This is a genomic window from Chitinophagales bacterium (genome assembly GCA_041392475.1).
GTDB lineage: Bacteria > Bacteroidota > Bacteroidia > Chitinophagales > UBA2359 > JAUHXA01.
Map to the genome: position 1 here is coordinate 501,038 of JAWKLZ010000002.1, position 17,047 is coordinate 518,084.

Sequence of the window (17,047 nt, forward strand, 5' to 3'; positions counted from 1 at the left end):
TTGAATGGCTAATTTACAAAATTTATCCTAAACTTGTGGTTAGTAACAGCAATACAGTTGTTCTGGTTGTTATAAAAGTTCAACTGTAAATTTTGTAGGTTTGTTCTTTTTCTTCAAAATCATACAAGCACAAAAATCAATCTACTATGTCTTCTAAAATTGCCATTTTACTCGCTGATGACCACCCAATTGTACGTGAAGGATTGCGGACAATTATCGAAACTCAAGTTGATTTTGAAGTAGTTGGCGAGGCTTCTAATGGTGTTGAAGCGGTAGAAATGGTGTCCAATGCAGTCCATAAAATAGACGTTCTTTTGTTGGACTTGGAAATGCCTTTGATGGATGGTGTTGAAGTGATTCATGTGCTGCAACAAAAATCATTTCTAACAAAAGTAATTGTGTTCACTGTTTTCGATACGGATGAACGCATCATGAGTGCCATCAAAGCGGGAGCAAAAGGGTATTTGTTGAAAGGCGCATCGAGGAAGGAAATTTTTGAAGCGATTCGAGTCGTACATAGTGGGGGTTCTTTGCTGCAACCTGTGGTTGCGTCCAAATTGATGCAGCACATCAGTGATGGAATCGAGAAACCTTCTTTGCGTGAATTGGAGGTATTGAAGTGGATGGCTAAAGGTTTGAAAAACAAACAGATTGCAGTAGAATTGTTTATTTCAGAAAGGACGGTGAAGTTTCATGTCAGCGCAATTTTGAGTAAGTTGGGCGCAAAAAACCGAACGGAAGCTGTACAGATTGCCGTGAAACGGGGGTTTGTGGATTTGTAGTTGGTTATTACAACAAAAATTAAATACATGGCAACTATTAGTACCGAAAGGTCAAAAGGATTTTAGCCCGCTCAAATGTGGACACTTGAGCGAAATTCTTGTAGCAAGTCTCCTGACTTGCGGTACAATATTCAAGGAGTATGGACACTTCAACAGGCTTCTTAACATTTAAAAACACAGCTCGAATGAATTCAACGATAGGGCTGCAACCTCGATGAAGCTATCACCTTCTTGCTTTTAGCCGCATTAGATTTCTTGACCTTTAATGAGAATGTTTGGCAGTGAAAAATTAAGGATTTGTATAAAAAGGCAAACCCCCAATACTGGCAAGTATTGGGGGTCATTATAAGGTAAGGCAATTGCAAGAAATTTTTCAATTTCATTGGTAAATAAAATCCGCAGAAGTTGTAGGAGCGTTCAATCAATTAACGTGACAAGTTAGTATGTAAGCTCCAGCGATTAGGCTGCGGATGATGGGGTAAATTTAGAATAAAAAAACAAAAACGAAAAGATTGGGTAAGGTTTTTTTAGCATAAGGAGCTAAAAAATGCCTTGACGTAGATCCAATACATTCTAATGTATAGACAATCAAAAACTTAGGAGACTTATTTTTCTGCAAAATTATTAATGGCAAATAATCAATTTTACTTCCTCCGAACTCAAATGTGGGCTTACATAGGGTATTCCCAAGTTCATGCCTCTAAGAATGAACAATACTGCAAAAAATAGCATAAAAAAGGGTATCATTTTTTGAATGTTGCGCCGCAAAGAAAGGCTGAGGAAGCTACTCGCAAGGGTGGTTGTGAGCATCAAGGGAACAGTGCCAATGCCAAACAAGGTCATATACAAAGCACTATTGAGCAGGCTATTGGAGATAACTGAACCTGCCAATCCGACATAGACAAAGCCGCAAGGTAAGAAACCATTGAGGACACCGATGGTGAATAAGGATTGAGGACGAGGACTTTGTAACAATTTGCCTAAAATTGCTTTTACTTTCATAGTTAATTGATGTATCCAATTGATTTTCAATACTTGGCTTTCGATATTAAGCGAAAACAAGCCGATGAAAAACAAACCAATACCCAACAGAATAGACATCCATTGCTGGTAACCCGACAAAGAAATACCTCGTCCAACAATCCCTACTAATAAGCCTAAAGTAGTGTAAGTTAGAATGCGTCCAGCATTGTACAACAACACATTAGAAACGGAGCGAAATTTACTGGACGAGCGATAAGGCAATGCCATAGCAATCGGTCCACACATGCCAACGCAGTGAAAACTTCCTACCAAACCTATCATAAATGCTGTCCAGAGTTCCATATTAGAATAAAAATTCTATCAATTAATAACCACCTGTTTCTCGTCAAAAAACGACTTTCCATTTGCCTTCCACTTTACCTTTACCTTCCACAAACCAACTATTAAATCACTGGTATTGACCAATTGTAAATTACTGCTATCGACTGCGATTTTCACCTGAAAATCCTTGTTTGCATTAGAAGGTCGGTAAAATTCTACTTCTCCTTCAATACCTGCAAAATCCTGTGGAAACTGCAATTGAAGGCTTTTATCATTGGCTTGATAATTTATCTGAAGACGGGTGGACAAAGATTCGCTGTTGAAGCTGTTTTGTACCTGTACAGTATAATCCTGCTCCTTTTCGTAGTAATCATCTGTCACCATCTGTATGTCTTGCCGCAAACTCATAACCACCATTGTCAAAATCATTGCTACAAAACCGATGTACAAAAAAGTGATTTTATATCCCCAACTCATATTATTAAAGTTTTGTTAATCTATTTTATAGGCCCTACAAAATTCGTCTTAACCCTATCAATCAAACGTTCACCAGAATATACTTCAATGACCACTTTGTTTTTATGCCCTTTCACTTCTGATTTAGGTAATTCAATAAAAAATGCCCCCTTTTCAATACCCTGTTCAGGTACAACCAAGCTTTGTTTTTGACCAATTAATTTGAGGATAGCGTTGGGCGGCGAGGTGATTTTGAAGGAAACGGGAAGTTCCTTAATGGTTTTGTTGACCATTTCCACATTGTAGAGGTTGCTCAAGGTATTTTCATCGACTTCCTGATACATCACTCCTGCTGCCCGCAAAATCGTGGTTTCAAAATCAGAACGGGTTGCCAAAAAGAAGGTCAAAACTGTTGCCAAAATCACCAAAACACTTGTATAGGCAATGATGCGAGGTGTAAAACGAAACTGAGTTTTATCGACAATGTTGTTGTAAGAAGCATAGCGAATCAAACCTTTGGGGCGATCCACCTTCTCCATGATTTCGTCACAAGCGTCAATACACGCCGTACAGTTGATGCACTCCAATTGTGTGCCATTGCGGATGTCAATGCCTGTTGGACAAACCCTTACGCACAATCCACAGTCAATACAATCTCCCAATTCGGGTTCGGCTATTGCAGCTTGTGATTGAAGTTCTACACCATCTGCCCCTATTTTGAAGGCTTGATGAGAAGGTTTTTTTGCAGTAGGAGTAGATGTTTCTTTTTTCTTTTTAATTTTTCCTCTCGGTTCACCTCTTTCAAAATCGTAATGCACTACAATCGAATCCCTATCCAACATCACCCCCTGCAATCGTCCATAAGGACACACAACCAAGCAAATTTGCTCCCGCATGTAGGCAAAGACAAAGAAAAACACGAATGAAAACAATAGGATGAGTGACAGACCTGTAATGTGCTGACTTGGAGGATCGGTAATGATTTTGAAAAGTTCATCTATTCCAATGATATACGCCAAAAAGGTGTTGCTAATCAAAAAAGCAATGACATAAAAAATACTGTGTTTGGCAATGCGTTTTTTGAGTTTTTCGGAACTCCACGGCGCATTCGTCAGTAGTTTTTGTTTGGTCGCATCTCCTTCAATCCAATATTCAATCTTCCGAAAAACCATCTCCATAAAAATGGTCTGGGGACAGGCCCAACCACAAAACAATCGCCCGTAAACAACTGTAAACAAAACAATACAAACAATGCCGACCAACATTGCCAAGACAAATAAATGGAAATCTTGGGGCCAAAAGGTCAGTCCAAAAATAATAAATTTGCGCTCCAAAATATTGAAGAGCAGTAGGGGTTGTCCATTTACCTTGACAAAAGGCATTCCAAACAACAAAGCCAATAACACAAAGCTCACATAAGTTCGATACTTGTAAAATTGACCTTTCTGCATTTTAGGGTAAATCCAGTTTCGCTTGCCCGATTTATCCACCGTGCTAATCGAATCCCGAAAAGCCTCCTCCTCTGTCACATTGCTCATCTTGTTTCCCATATCTTGCTGTATATTGTTAAAAAGAGTAGCGGGTGCAAGCCATCCAACATCTAAAAAAAAATAAGCACCCGCTACATTTTAAGAATAGAAAAATACCTTTTCATTTTAAAAAAAAAAAATCATGCTTTCATTCTAATAATCAACGATTCTACTTTAGCAATTGGGTTTGTAGCGTGCTATCTACTGCTTGCACATTCGTAGAATCAGGCACGCTTTCACCGCTTTCTCTAATAAAAATTTCACCTTGTGGAGCTTTACCATTTGGAGGATTTGTACCTTCAAACTGGTAAATATAACTCGCTACTGCTTGCATATCTGCAGGCTTCAACTGCGATTGCCACGAAATCATACCTTTTGCAGGAACACCATACTTGATAGTTTTGAAGATACTTTGAATATCTCCCCCATGCAGCCAGTATTGATCTGCAAAATTAGGGCCTACACCTCCTTCGCCATTTACTCCATGACAAGCCACACAATTGGCGGTATAAATTGAAGCACCCTTTGAGAGTGCGCTTTCGTCTGTCAATAAAGTGACGGTATTCTCATCCACCAAATCGGCCATTTTTGCCAAATAGGCTTTTTTTGCCACTGCCGCTTCCTGCATAGCAATCTGATATTCTGCTTTCTGCAAGTTACCTGTTCCGAGAAAGTGGTAGTGAAAAACATAGGCAATTCCAAATATTATCGTACCGTAAAACAAGCCTACCCACCACGGCGGCAATTTATTGTCCAGCTCTCGGATGCCATCATAAGAGTGGGCAAACATGATTTCCTTTTCCTCTGTAATCGGAACAGCATCGGTCAAACGATCGTTGAGTCGCTCCCAGAACGTTGGCTGTGCTGCCTTTTTAGCCTCTTCTTTTGCTTCTATCACTTCGAGATCAAAACCTTGTGCTTTGAGGTAATCTTTTCGAAGTTCACGAGCAATGACTTTTACCGAACGATCCAGCACCCACAATGCTATCAGTATGACAATCAATGCCGTCAAACCTAGGGTTAAAGTCAATTGTTCGGCAGGACTCATTGCCCCAAAACCAAAGAAACCATTGTCCGTTTTTTCTGCCATTGAAGCGGCTCGCAAATAGCTCCCATTGAAAAGAAGCAAAGCCACAAAACCTATCATTTTGAAGAATGTATCTTTCATTTTTTTGAATTTGAATTTGATATTTGAACTTGTTTTTCTCACTCCTCCTCCAATGGCAAACTTGCCATCTTGTCTATATGCTCTTTGCGTTGCAAAAAAGTCCACAACAATAAGGCCGTAAAAAATAGAACAAATGCAACCAAAGCAATCACTGGTAAAACTTCAATATCGGTTATCGAACGCAATACATTTTTATACATGCTATTTAGTAATTTATTGATTAGTTATTAGTGACTGGTTATCAATGATTGGTAATTAGTAGTTTGAATTGAAAACTACCGTCAAACGACTAATTACCAGTCACCAATCACTACTTTACCTTTTTAATATCTGTTCCCATTCGCTGCAAATAGGCAATCAATGCAATGATTTCCTTATTGCTCACCGTTTCAATCTTTGATTCCTTCAATGTTTGGACAATTTCCTCCGCCTGTTTCTTCAAGTCATCATTTGCGATTTGGTCATAGCCTTCAGGATACGGCACACCCAATGTTTGCATGGCTCGGATTTTAGCCGGTGTAGTTGAGATATCCAAATCATCAACTAATAACCATGGATATTGTGGCATGATAGAACCAGGTGACATGCTCTGAGGATCCAGCATGTGGTTGTAGTGCCAAGCATCAGGGTATTTGCCGCCAATTCTATGGAGGTCAGGCCCTGTTCGCTTAGAACCCCATTGGAAAGGATGATCATACACAAACTCCCCAGACTTGGAATATTCACCATACCGCTCTGTCTCCGAACGGAATGGGCGAATCATTTGAGAGTGACAAGTATAACACCCTTCTCGTACATAAATATCTCTACCCTGCAATTCGAGAGGCGTATAAGGTTTCACACTTGCTATTTTTGGTACATTACTTTCGACCATAAAAGTCGGAACCAACTCAATAAGTCCTCCAATCGCAACAGCTATCAAACTGAAAACCAACATTTGAGCAGGTCGTTTTTCAATCCATTGATGCCAATGACCGTCTTTATGTGTTTGTGCCATGATAACTTCTCTTGGCAAACCTTCTGCCGCTTCATTTTCTACCAAACTGCCTGATTTCACGGTTTTGAAGATGTTGTAAATCATGATGGTAAATCCAGTCAAATACAAACCGCCACCCAAGGAACGCATCATATACATCGGCAGAATCTGTGTGACTGTTTCCAAGAAATTAGGGTATTGAAGGAAACCATCAGGTGTGAATTGTTTCCACATCAAACTTTGGGTAAAACCTGCCCAATACAAAGGAATGGCATAAAAAAGAATGCCCATTGTACCAATCCAAAAATGCACGTTTGCCAGTTTGGTCGAATAGAGTTTGGTTTTGAAGATTCTGGGAATCAACCAATAGAACATTCCAAAGGTCAAAAATCCATTCCAGCCCAAAGTGCCTATGTGAACATGTGCAATTGTCCAGTCGGTGAAGTGACTCATGGCGTTTACATTTTTGAAGGACAACATTGGCCCTTCAAATGTTGCCATACCATAAGCAGTAATGGCAACGACCATGAACTTCAAAGTAGGCTCATTTCGCACCCTGTCCCAAGCACCCCGCAAGGTGAGTAATCCATTGATCATTCCTCCCCAAGAAGGTGCAATCAACATAATAGAGAAAACGGTACCAAGTGTTTGTGCCCAATCGGGAAGAGAACTGTACAATAAATGGTGAGGCCCTGCCCATATATACATGAATATCAAAGCCCAAAAGTGAATAATAGATAGTCTGTAAGAATATACAGGACGATTGGCAGCTTTCGGAACGAAGTAATACATCAGTCCCAAATAAGGAGTTGTTAGGAAGAATGCCACCGCATTGTGACCATACCACCACTGAACCAAAGCATCTTGCACCCCCGCATAGACTGAGTAACTTTTGAACCAATCAAAAGGCAACTCCATGCTATTTACAATGTGCAACATAGCGACTGTGACCCAAGTAGCGATGTAAAACCATATCGCCACATAGAGATGACTCTCTCGGCGTTTGAAAATGGTCATCATCATATTAAGACCAAAAACCACCCAAATCAGCGTAATCGCAATGTCAATCGGCCACTCCAATTCGGCGTATTCCTTACCCGAAGTATAACCCAAAGGCAAACTAATGGCGGCAGCTACAATAATCAACTGCCATCCCCAAAAGTGAATCGAACTGAGTTTGTCACTCCACATTCGAGCCTTCAAGAGTCGCTGCAAAGAATAATAGACTCCTGCAAAAATGCCATTTCCTACAAATGCAAAGATAGCTGCATTGGTATGAAGCGGTCGTAAACGTCCAAAACTTGTCTGGGCTATACCCAAGTTTAATTCGGGAAAAATCAATTGTAGGGTCAGGATAAACCCTACCAACATCCCCACAAATCCCCATAATATGGTCGCATACGTAAAATTGCGAACCGATACATTGTCATAATAAAATCGTTCTAATTGACTCATAAAGTAACGTATTTAAGATTCCTCTACGGTTGTTTCAATTTCTTCTTCAAATAGTATTCGTACCGAAGGTGTATAATCATCATCAAACTGTCCGCTTTTTACCGCCCACAAAAAGACCAGTAGAAAACCAAAGGCTATGATGATGCTGATAATGATGAGTAGATAAAATGCTGACATTTTTTTTGTGTTAATGTTTTTCGTGTTGAGGTGTTGTGTTGTGTTTTAAAGAATTTATGTTTTTTAATTTTCATATTTATCTCTAATATTACTATGCCAATATGAGTAAACATGAATGCATTAAAGACACCAACACTCTAACACATCAAAACCTTAACACATTTACAGCACAAACTTAGGACTAATATAAGAGGCAATGAATGAGGAAAATCATGCAGAAGGGTGATTATCGTCAATATTTGTTTTGGCTGATTTCGGACAAAACAGTTCACTCTACAAACCATGCCTTTTGCAGCAGCGTTTTTCAAACATTACCAATCAATAAAATGACAAACAGATGCCAACGAATCTTCAAAAAACACTCGTATTCATTACCTCTTTAGCGGCCATTTTTGGCTTGATTTTCACCCAAACACAGGAGTCTATCCACTCCAATCATTCAGCGCAAACAATCTCTAATTCAGCCCCAATCGCCACATCCTCAGAGTCGAATACAAATGCCATTGAAGCAACAATAGAACCCATTGCAGTTGTTGAGCTATTTACCTCACAAGGTTGCAGCAGTTGCCCACCTGCCGACCGAGTTTTGAGGGAACTCATTGAAGAAGGCAAACAAACGGGCAAACGCATTTATGGACTATCGTTTCATGTGGATTATTGGAATTATTTGGGTTGGAAAGATCCATACAGTAAGACAGATTTTTCTGATAGACAGCGACATTACAACCAACACTTGAAAAGTCGAGGAAGCTATACGCCTCAAATGATTGTGAATGGCGTGTCGGAGTTTGTGGGGTCAAAACGAGAATACGCCAATCAAGAGCTTGCTTATGCCTTGAAGACACCTGCAAAAATAGAGATTGAAATTACTGACCTTCAATTGGACAAAACCAAAAATCAATTGCAGTTTGAATGTCAATTGACTGGCGATTGTAAGAGCTGCAAAGTGAACATTGCAGCAGTGGAGAGCAATCTCAAAGATGCGGTGAAAAGGGGTGAAAACAGTGGCCGTACATTGCAGCACGACAATGTGGTGCGGGCTTTTCACACGCAAGGTTTTGAGGCTTCGGATAAGGTGATATTGGATTTGCCGAAAGGGATGGATTTTGAAGAGTCGGCGGTGATTGTGTATGTACAGGAAGGGAAATATAGTCGAATTGTTGGTGCGATAGGACAAGAATTTACTGCTGATGTCAATAGTAGGTAAAAACAATCACTTTTGGGTTCTTTGGCTTCAAAATAATTCGATAATTTTATTTGTTTAATGGATGAAAAAATTTATCTTTGGAGAGAAAATGTATAAAAAAGTCAACATCAACAAAATTTATTTCGATATACATTTGTTTGTTACAATATAAACCTCTCCAATAATGCAAAAAACATACATAAAAATTTACCCCAATGTAGCATCTACTCCTAAAAAAGCAGAAGCAAGTAGTCAACAATCTGCAGACAACCTTCGCCAAAAATTGATGCAAGTAGCCGCTTTTGCCACTCCTTTGGTTGCCCTTGCAGGCATGCCTATGGAATATGCACAAGCTACTATTCAACCAGGAACCGTTCCTGCTCTTGCTACTGCTAATGGTTCAAATACATCTATAGGAATCGACATAGATGGCGACAGCAATCCAGAGTTTTTTCTTACCTATTATCAAAGTGCTGCTCTAGGTAGTTTTGTATATTTTCAAGGTGCAGGTCTTCGTGCAAATAAGGTGATGGGTACTTATAGTACTCTTAATATTGGTTTAGGAACTTACTTCATTAATGCAATGAGCAAACTATCCTCTGCCATCACAGTCAACTCCAGTACTATATTAAGCAGTTATGGTACTTTTGCAGCCCGTTTATTTTCATCCTCACCAAATATAGCCCCCCCCGCTTTAAATGGCTTGCCCCCATCTGCCTCAGATACAGGCGGACAATTTTTCAATCAAACAGGATATACACCCATGATCATTGAAATGTCCTCTACAGGAGAATTGCACATGGCATGGGTACAGGTATCGGTCACAGATGCGAGCAGTGTGCAACTTCTTGCCTTTGCTTACGAAGATTGTCCAATATCGGCTGGCGCAACGAGTATTGTGATTGGAGCAACTACGGGCGGATCTACGGCTTGCGAAGCCCAGGCTATTCCTACTTTATCGGAGTGGGGACTGATTACCCTGGCCATTTTCCTCATGACCTTTGGCACGCTCTATATCGGCAGAAGGGAAGAAATACTGGAAGGAATAGGAGCATCAAAATCGGGCAATAAAAAATCTTCTATCAAAGCAGTGTGGCAGCGTCCGACCTTCAATTGGAAAATTTTCCAAAAAACATTGTTGGGTACAGGTGTTTTGGCTGCTATTGCAGGTTTATTGACCTACGCTGTTTACGGCAGCATTGCAGCAGTTGATGTATTTGGTACAGCAGTGGCAGGCCCTTTGTTTGCTTATTTGACGCATTTGCTTTGGGTTTTTGAAGCAGAGAAAAAAGAGGATCAATAGATTAGACTTTGGACCAAAGAGTAAAGGCAGCCTTGATTTTAGAGAAATGAACTAAAAAGGCATTTCCTCATCATCATGTAGTAACCCCATATCCAGTGTAATTAGGATTGCGACTTATAGAAAACGGAAGTCTTAAAGACTTCTGTTTTCTTGTTATACATTCGCTTGCAGTGCAATTAGAATTGTGAATTTGTATGCACTCGTTGGAAACGAGCGCAAAGATGGAATAGTGTTACACCACAGTTATTCCCTAATCACCAAAACCTCTCCCTCCTCTCCTATCTTCAGAATCCTCGAAGGTTGTGTAGGTGTTTGAATGTCAAAAACATCTGAATCCACCACATAATCCACTTGGTTTTTGATGGTTTCACTGATTTCAGAAAAATGAATGGGAGTAGGTTCTCCGCTGATATTGGCGGAAGTTGACACCAAGGGTTTTTGCCATTGCTGCAATAGGTTTTGGCAAAAATCGTGTTGCGGAATACGGATGGCAATAGAACCGTCTTCTGCTATTAAGTTGGAGGCTAAATTGCGGGCATTCGGGTAGATGATGGTGGTAGGTCGTGTTGCATGGGTGAGTATGACTGCAATTGAAGAAGGGATTTCGGTTACATATTTTCGCAACATTTCTTCGTCTTTTACCAAGATTATCAAAGCTTTGCTTTCATCCCTTTGTTTCAAGGCATACACTTTTTTTACGGCTTCTTCGCTGGTCGCATCACAACCGATTCCCCAAACGGTGTCGGTTGGATAGAGAATTGTGCCACCGTTTTGGAGGATTTTCATAGGATTCTCATCCCATGTTGGTCTATTTCGTTCTTTTGAAACTTGTTGATGGGTTGGTTTATCGGGTGTATTTTTCATAATATTTTTTCAATTTTTCCAAAAAATCATCTGTATTGAGGATTTCGCCTCGGTGATTGGCAAAGATATAACGTACATTTCGATTGTAGGTATTGAAGTAGGCTTGGTGTTTTCTACTATTCGCATTTTTGGCTTTTTGGAGATAGGATTGATTGCCTTGATACGATTTGGGTTTGATTTGGATGGCTCCTAAAAGTTTGCCGTTTAGAAACAACTCGTAGTCAATGGCGTATTGGTAATCTCGAACGCCATCGCTGACTTTAAATTCTATTTTGGGAAAATGTTTTTGCAGCGTTTGGACGGTGGCACGTTCTCGCACAATGATGCCGTTCCACGTTTCACAAATCACCCGAAAACGCACACACTCAAGGGCTTCTTCTGTGGTCAGTTCTATATTGCAGTGGCTTTGCAGGATTTTTGCTTTGGCTTCAAAATCGGCTTTGGTTCTACCAAATTGGGTATTGAGTTGTCGGTGGGGTAAGGGGATTTGGTAGATGGCTGCTGGGTTTTCGTACTTCAATAAAGAATTTTGCAGCGTATTTTGAAGTGCAGTATCTAATTGAAGAAGACCCGTTTGACGTTTTTCGCCCGAAGCATAATAGTAGTTTTGCCAGTCTTCTTTTGCTGCAAAAGTTTGCTCTTCAATCAGCGTAGCTACATAGCCCACACTCCACGGATCGTTGAGATGTAGCTCATTCCAAACGGCGTTTGTTGCCCGAAATTTGGCAGGGTTCATGTTGAGTTCGAAGAGCATGGGGATTGGTGTTCGTTGTGGGAGGTAAAATTAAAAAAAAATCCAAAGTTTGTATCTTTGTAGTTGCAGTAGGAATGGGTGTTTGCAGAAGTTGTTTTACCAAAAAACACTTTTCCTATTTGTTTGTTGTCAAAGAATAGAACTGCATATATTTTTCATTAAAAAAATAAACGATCATGTATCCTCCACAATTAACGGCTCCAATGAAAGCCGATTTAACGGACTTTGGTTTTGAAGACATTACGACTGCTCAACAAGTAGATGATTTGATTACAAAATCAGAAGGAACAGTATTTTTGGTTATCAATTCGGTGTGTGGCTGTGCGGCTGGCAATGCTCGCCCTGCTGCAAAAGCGGCTGTGCATTATTCTGAAAAGAAGCCAGATAGAATTGCTACTGTTTTTGCAGGGGTTGACACAGAAGCGGTGAATCGGGCGAGACAATACACCTTACCTTATCCTCCTTCTTCTCCTGCAATGGCGATTTTCAAAGATGGTAAGTTGGTTCATTTTGTACAAAGACTTCAAATTGAAGGTGCTTCTGCTCAACAAATAGCCCAAAATTTATTGGTAGCATTTGACGAGCATTGTGAATTGGTAGCTTCATAAATAGACACATTACTAATGGATTGCCAATAAAATAAAATCTCGTTTTAGACGAACTGTATTAAAAAGCAAGCAAAAATCGGATTATTTTTTAAATTGGTTATTTTATTCAATATGTTCTTTGAATTTATTGTGATAATCATCTTGAAATTTGACACCTGATTTAACGACGGCAAAAGTTTGCCTAAGCAGCTTGTTGATAACAGCAACTTTAGCTACCTTGTATGGCTTTCCTTTTGATCGGAGTCTATTGAAAAGTTCTTTACATTCTTTATTGAATCGTATAGCTGCTCTTGTAGCATTGAAAAGAACTGTCCTAATTTGAGCTGGACCAGCTTTTGAAATGCGTCCTTTTCGATACACAGAAGAACCCGATTGATGAGTCAAAGGCACGGTGCCTACAAACTTAACCAATTGTTTAGAATTTGTAAATAATTCAAAGCCATTAGTATATGTGTATAGTAATTGGGCTGATTTTTCGCCAATACCCTTAACAGAACAGGCAAGTTCTTTGAATTTATCGAAACCAATGTCAGTCAAGGCATCCAATTCTTGTTTGATTTTTCGAATATTGTCTTGTATCGTATTCAATACGTCTTGAAAAGCTTCTAAGACAACATCTGGTGTGTAAAGACACTGCATAAGGCTATGAATTTGATTTTTAGTCTGTCGTTCCTGCTTTTCAAAGGCATTAAGAGCCATTTGCATTTTTTTTCTCTTTTGAATATCCTCATTAGGCATTTGAAAATCAGGCAAATCAAGTGTCTTTCCAGCTATTGCTAAAGCTCTTGCTGCTTGCTTATCATCTTTTGCAGTAATGCCTAAGACTTTCATAAAAGCACTGCTTTTTTGTGGATTAATCAATTTAATAGAGCAGTTGGATTTGTCTAAAGAATGAAGCAACTTATCACTGTAAGTGCCAGTAGGTTCTAAAACAAAAGTAATATGTTGTTCATCAAAACCTTGTAAGAATACCTCTATGGATTTCATTGTATTTTCGATTTGATAATCAACCCAGTGGTTATCTTCTTGATAAGCAATGTCTAAAGTCTTGTTACTTACATCTATACCGATAATTAGAGAATTCATAAAGTAATAAATTGAATGTTAAACTAATAATGATGAAATATATCCTATGAAATCTGCGTCGTGACTCAGGCTTTATGCCTACTGAACTGTCCGATTTTTATGGGATATAAAGAACGAGGGGCTAACGTCTAATACGGTCTCTAAGGACTACTTTTGAATCAGTTTACCCTCGTTCTTAATTTTAATCAATATATTATTTTTTATTACAACTTTTGTACTTTTTCCTCTTGGGCCAATGTACGACTTTTGAAGTTTATTCTGAAAGAGGTGAAGTGTTTTAAAATCAGTATGCTCTCCAAAGAAAACTTCAAAAGTCTTTGTGTCATCGAAGAACTAATTTTATTGGAATTACTAAAACAAAAAAAGCCCTCCAAAAATAAATTTGGAGGGCTTTTTTGTATTCATTCAAATCAAAGTACGATGGTATTAGTTATCGTCTTCTGATTCTTCCATTTGTTTTTTCAAATCAGAAAGTACAGACAAATCACCTAAGGTAGTCCTATCGGCTTGTGTATTCACCTTGCGAACACGCTCAGTTGTTTGTTTGCGTTCTTCTTGTTGTTTCTCTCTTTCTTCCTCAAATTCTGCATCTTTCTTAGCTTTCAAACTATCGCTATGAGAAACGATGATTCGTTTGTCGTTGCGATCAAATTCTCTGATGCGGAATACAAGTGTTTCGTCTAGCTGTGCATACGAGCCATCCTCTTTGCGCAAATGTTTGTTAGGAGCAAATGCCTCTAAACCATAAGGTAAAGCCACGATGCCACCTTTGTCATCACGTTTGATGATTGTACCTGTATGTTCAGAACCTTTAGGGAATACAGTTTCGAAGGTATCCCATGGATCTTCTTCAATTTGTTTGTGTCCAAGTGACAATTTGCGTGCTTCTTGGTCAATTCCTAGAATAACTACATCGAGTTGTTCGCCAACTCTGGTATATTCTGATGGGTGATTGAAGCGTTTTGTCCAAGATAGGTCAGAGATGTGAACCATGCCGCCAATACCTTCTGACAACTCAACAAATACACCATAAGGAGTGAGGTTTTTCACTTCGCCAGTATGTTTGCTGTTGATTGGGAAAGTATCTTTGATGCTATCCCATGGATCTGCTTGAAGTTGTTTGATACTGAGTGACATTTTTCGGTCTTCTCTATCAAGAGTAACGATTTTAGCACTGTATGTTTCTCCCAACTTGAAGTATTCACGGGCATTGACAGGTTGATTGCTCCAAGATACCTCTGATACGTGAATCAAACCTTCTACACCTGGAGTGATTTCAAGGAATCCACCGTAATCTTCGATATTGACAATTTTACCTTGGATAACAGAACCTTCTGTAAGTTCTCCATCCAATACATCCCATGGGTGAGGTGTCAATTGTTTTAGACCAAGGGAGATGCGTTTTTTCGCATCGTCAAAGTCTATCACTACGACATTCAATTTTTGCCCATTTTCCAATATTTCTGAAGGATGGTTGATACGTCCCCAAGAGATATCGGTGATGTAAAGCAAACCGTCCACACCGCCCAAGTCGATGAAAGCACCGAAGTCTGTGATGTTTTTGACAGTACCTTCCAATACTTGACCTTTCTCCAATTGAGAAATGATTCGTTGACGTTGGTCTTCCAAATCACTCTCGATAAGGGCTTTGTGTGAAACAACTGCATTTTTGATAGCTTCGTTGATTTTTACCACTTTGAATTCCATGGTCATACCAACATACGCATCGTAATCTACGATCGGTTTCACATCAATTTGTGAACCAGGCAAGAAAGTTTCCAATCCGAAGACATTGGCAATCAATCCACCTTTGGTTTTGCTAATTACCGTACCTGTCACCACTGTATCATTTTCATGAGCATTGACAATGTTTTCCCAAGCACGAAGTAATTTGGCATTTTTTCGAGACAACCTTAGTTGTCCTCTTTCATCTTCTTTTTCGAGTACATAGACTTCTACCTTGTCACCTTTTTTCAAATCAGGCATCAAGTCTCTAAATTCTGAAGTAGGCACTAATCCGTCAGATTTGAAGCCCACATCTAATACGACGTCTGATTCGGTGATGGCTTCAACTATTCCTGTCACAATTTCGTGTTCAGTAATGGTTTTGAAGGTAACATCATACATCAAAAACAGCTTGTCGTACTCTTCATCTTGATAATTTTGTTCGGCTTTTTTTCCTAATGTCCAATCAAATTCATCGTGAGCAGCCTCACTTAATACCTCATCTTCTTCTTCACCTGAATCAACCGTTTCCACAGTTGGTTCAGCTACTTCTGCATCTGCTGTAACAACAACTTCCTCGTCGTTATTATCTGTATTTGTTTCGGTTTCAGTTTGCTGTTCCACAGTTTCCGCATTTGCATCATCAGTGGTTTCTGTCACAACAGTAGATTCCTGTTGATCTTCAGCTTGTTCGTTTACTAATTCGTTCTCAGCCAAGATTGACTACTTTTTTTAAATTAAAAAATATGGTTTCGTTCATTTATTTCTTCTATGGACAAAGAAATAGTCTGCAAAGGTACAACTTTTATGTGTTTTTACAAGCAAAGAAGAAACTAATTGATTCACAATAAATCGCAAACGCTACTCCCAACAGCGTTCAGGTTGTTACCTATCAATCTATTAAACGAAAACTTTCTACAATTTTATCAAAATCTTTCAGGTATTGATCCCGTCTTTCGTCCCATCCCCAAAAAACCAATTGAAACAAATGTTGATTGGCTTCGAAAAAAACCAAGCGGTAATAGATTCTTTTTTCGACCTCTCCTTCTCCCACTTTTCCAACGAGTTGTATCTGATAAGCCGTTTTTGAAGCGACTTCTATGCGTGTGCTGTCTATTCGCAAGGGATTTTTTAAAACCTCCTCTAAAGCAGTTATTTCTTCCTGACAATAATCTGTCAGGGATACATTTGTAGTAGTTTGCACTTGGTCAATGACTACTGCATATATATTTCTGTAAAAACTGGCATACTGCAAATTAGCATTGGGATTCAATGTTTTTTCTGTTTCCAACTTCATATAGTCTGGAAATGAAACTGCGTATTTGATTTTTCCATCGTTGGTTGTTGCCTCGACTTCCTTCAATTCACCTGAATACGTACAGGCAGTGAATTGAAGGAAGAAATAAAGTAAAGCCGATAATAGTAAGGAAATGTTTTTATTGATCATGGGGATGCTCCAATGTTTTGGTATTTCTTATGGTGCAAATGTAGGTAAACAGAGGGGAAAGGGTAAAGTTCAACTGTCAACTTCTTCAAAAAGCTCTGACCCTAAGTTTTCATTTTCCCAAACTGTGGTACGATTAACTTCAATAATTCTGATTCGTTCAACTGTTGGCAAAGTTGAAATATCTCCGACCAAAGATGTTAAAATAAAAAAAAGCCGAATACAAATT

16 protein-coding genes are annotated in these 17,047 nt (G+C 39.2%); 4 read left to right on the forward strand and 12 right to left on the reverse strand.

Going from position 1 to position 17,047, the window contains the following annotated elements:
* The first annotated feature begins 146 nt into the window (after window positions 1–146).
* Entirely contained in the window at window positions 147–782 is a 636-nt protein-coding gene (locus R3E32_15485) for a response regulator transcription factor (protein MEZ4886137.1), read from the forward strand.
* Between the two features lie 624 nt (window positions 783–1,406).
* Here R3E32_15485 and R3E32_15490 read toward each other — a convergent pair.
* The 7 genes from R3E32_15490 to ccoS all read right to left on the reverse strand — a co-directional run bounded on the left by R3E32_15490 (window position 1,407) and on the right by ccoS (window position 7,848).
* A complete protein-coding gene (locus R3E32_15490) occupies window positions 1,407–2,108 on the reverse strand; it encodes a sulfite exporter TauE/SafE family protein (GenBank protein MEZ4886138.1) in 702 nt (233 codons plus the stop codon).
* An 18-nt stretch (window positions 2,109–2,126) separates the two neighbouring features.
* Complete coding sequence (locus R3E32_15495; protein ID MEZ4886139.1) at window positions 2,127–2,564, reverse strand: FixH family protein; 438 nt, start codon at window positions 2,562–2,564, stop codon at window positions 2,127–2,129.
* 20 nt (window positions 2,565–2,584) lie between these two features.
* Window positions 2,585–4,093 carry a 4Fe-4S dicluster domain-containing protein gene (locus R3E32_15500; GenBank protein ID MEZ4886140.1) on the reverse strand — a complete coding sequence of 503 codons (1,509 nt, stop codon included), beginning with the start codon at window positions 4,091–4,093 and terminating at the stop codon, window positions 2,585–2,587.
* A 148-nt stretch (window positions 4,094–4,241) separates the two neighbouring features.
* A complete protein-coding gene (locus tag R3E32_15505) occupies window positions 4,242–5,240 on the reverse strand; it encodes a cbb3-type cytochrome c oxidase N-terminal domain-containing protein (protein ID MEZ4886141.1) in 999 nt (332 codons plus the stop codon).
* Between the two features lie 38 nt (window positions 5,241–5,278).
* The gene (locus R3E32_15510; protein ID MEZ4886142.1) at window positions 5,279–5,440 is read right to left on the reverse strand and encodes a hypothetical protein; all 162 of its coding nucleotides are present in this window, start codon (window positions 5,438–5,440) and stop codon (window positions 5,279–5,281) included.
* A 110-nt stretch (window positions 5,441–5,550) separates the two neighbouring features.
* Complete coding sequence (ccoN, locus tag R3E32_15515; GenBank protein ID MEZ4886143.1) at window positions 5,551–7,671, reverse strand: cytochrome-c oxidase, cbb3-type subunit I; 2,121 nt, start codon at window positions 7,669–7,671, stop codon at window positions 5,551–5,553.
* 12 nt (window positions 7,672–7,683) lie between these two features.
* Window positions 7,684–7,848 (reverse strand): cbb3-type cytochrome oxidase assembly protein CcoS, encoded by a 165-nt coding sequence (ccoS, locus tag R3E32_15520; GenBank protein MEZ4886144.1) that lies wholly within the window; start codon window positions 7,846–7,848, stop codon window positions 7,684–7,686.
* A 337-nt stretch (window positions 7,849–8,185) separates the two neighbouring features.
* Between ccoS and R3E32_15525 the strand changes: the two genes are divergently transcribed.
* Window positions 8,186–9,055 carry a DUF1223 domain-containing protein gene (locus R3E32_15525; protein ID MEZ4886145.1) on the forward strand — a complete coding sequence of 290 codons (870 nt, stop codon included), beginning with the start codon at window positions 8,186–8,188 and terminating at the stop codon, window positions 9,053–9,055.
* 163 nt (window positions 9,056–9,218) lie between these two features.
* Entirely contained in the window at window positions 9,219–10,337 is a 1,119-nt protein-coding gene (locus R3E32_15530; GenBank protein ID MEZ4886146.1) for an IPTL-CTERM sorting domain-containing protein, read from the forward strand.
* 243 nt (window positions 10,338–10,580) lie between these two features.
* Here the strand turns inward: R3E32_15530 and R3E32_15535 are convergent, their stop codons facing one another.
* Window positions 10,581–11,201, reverse strand: coding sequence for an L-threonylcarbamoyladenylate synthase (locus tag R3E32_15535; protein MEZ4886147.1), 621 nt, complete (start codon window positions 11,199–11,201; stop codon window positions 10,581–10,583).
* Complete coding sequence (locus tag R3E32_15540) at window positions 11,182–11,955, reverse strand: MjaI family restriction endonuclease (protein ID MEZ4886148.1); 774 nt, start codon at window positions 11,953–11,955, stop codon at window positions 11,182–11,184. Before R3E32_15540 ends, R3E32_15535 begins: the two co-directional genes overlap by 20 nt.
* A 176-nt stretch (window positions 11,956–12,131) precedes the next feature.
* Here R3E32_15540 and R3E32_15545 point away from each other — a divergent pair, with 176 nt between their 5' ends.
* Window positions 12,132–12,563, forward strand: coding sequence for a BrxA/BrxB family bacilliredoxin (locus R3E32_15545; GenBank protein ID MEZ4886149.1), 432 nt, complete (start codon window positions 12,132–12,134; stop codon window positions 12,561–12,563).
* A gap of 102 nt (window positions 12,564–12,665) precedes the next feature.
* On the opposite strand, the gene R3E32_15550 is transcribed toward R3E32_15545, so the two are convergent.
* The 3 genes from R3E32_15550 to R3E32_15560 form a co-directional block, all read right to left on the reverse strand.
* A complete protein-coding gene (locus tag R3E32_15550; protein MEZ4886150.1) occupies window positions 12,666–13,649 on the reverse strand; it encodes an IS110 family transposase in 984 nt (327 codons plus the stop codon).
* Window positions 13,650–14,075: 426 nt separating this feature from the next.
* The gene (gene rpsA / locus R3E32_15555; GenBank protein ID MEZ4886151.1) at window positions 14,076–16,091 is read right to left on the reverse strand and encodes a 30S ribosomal protein S1; all 2,016 of its coding nucleotides are present in this window, start codon (window positions 16,089–16,091) and stop codon (window positions 14,076–14,078) included.
* Window positions 16,092–16,266: 175 nt separating this feature from the next.
* Entirely contained in the window at window positions 16,267–16,821 is a 555-nt protein-coding gene (locus R3E32_15560; GenBank protein MEZ4886152.1) for a hypothetical protein, read from the reverse strand.
* Between the last annotated feature and the right edge of the window lie 226 nt (window positions 16,822–17,047).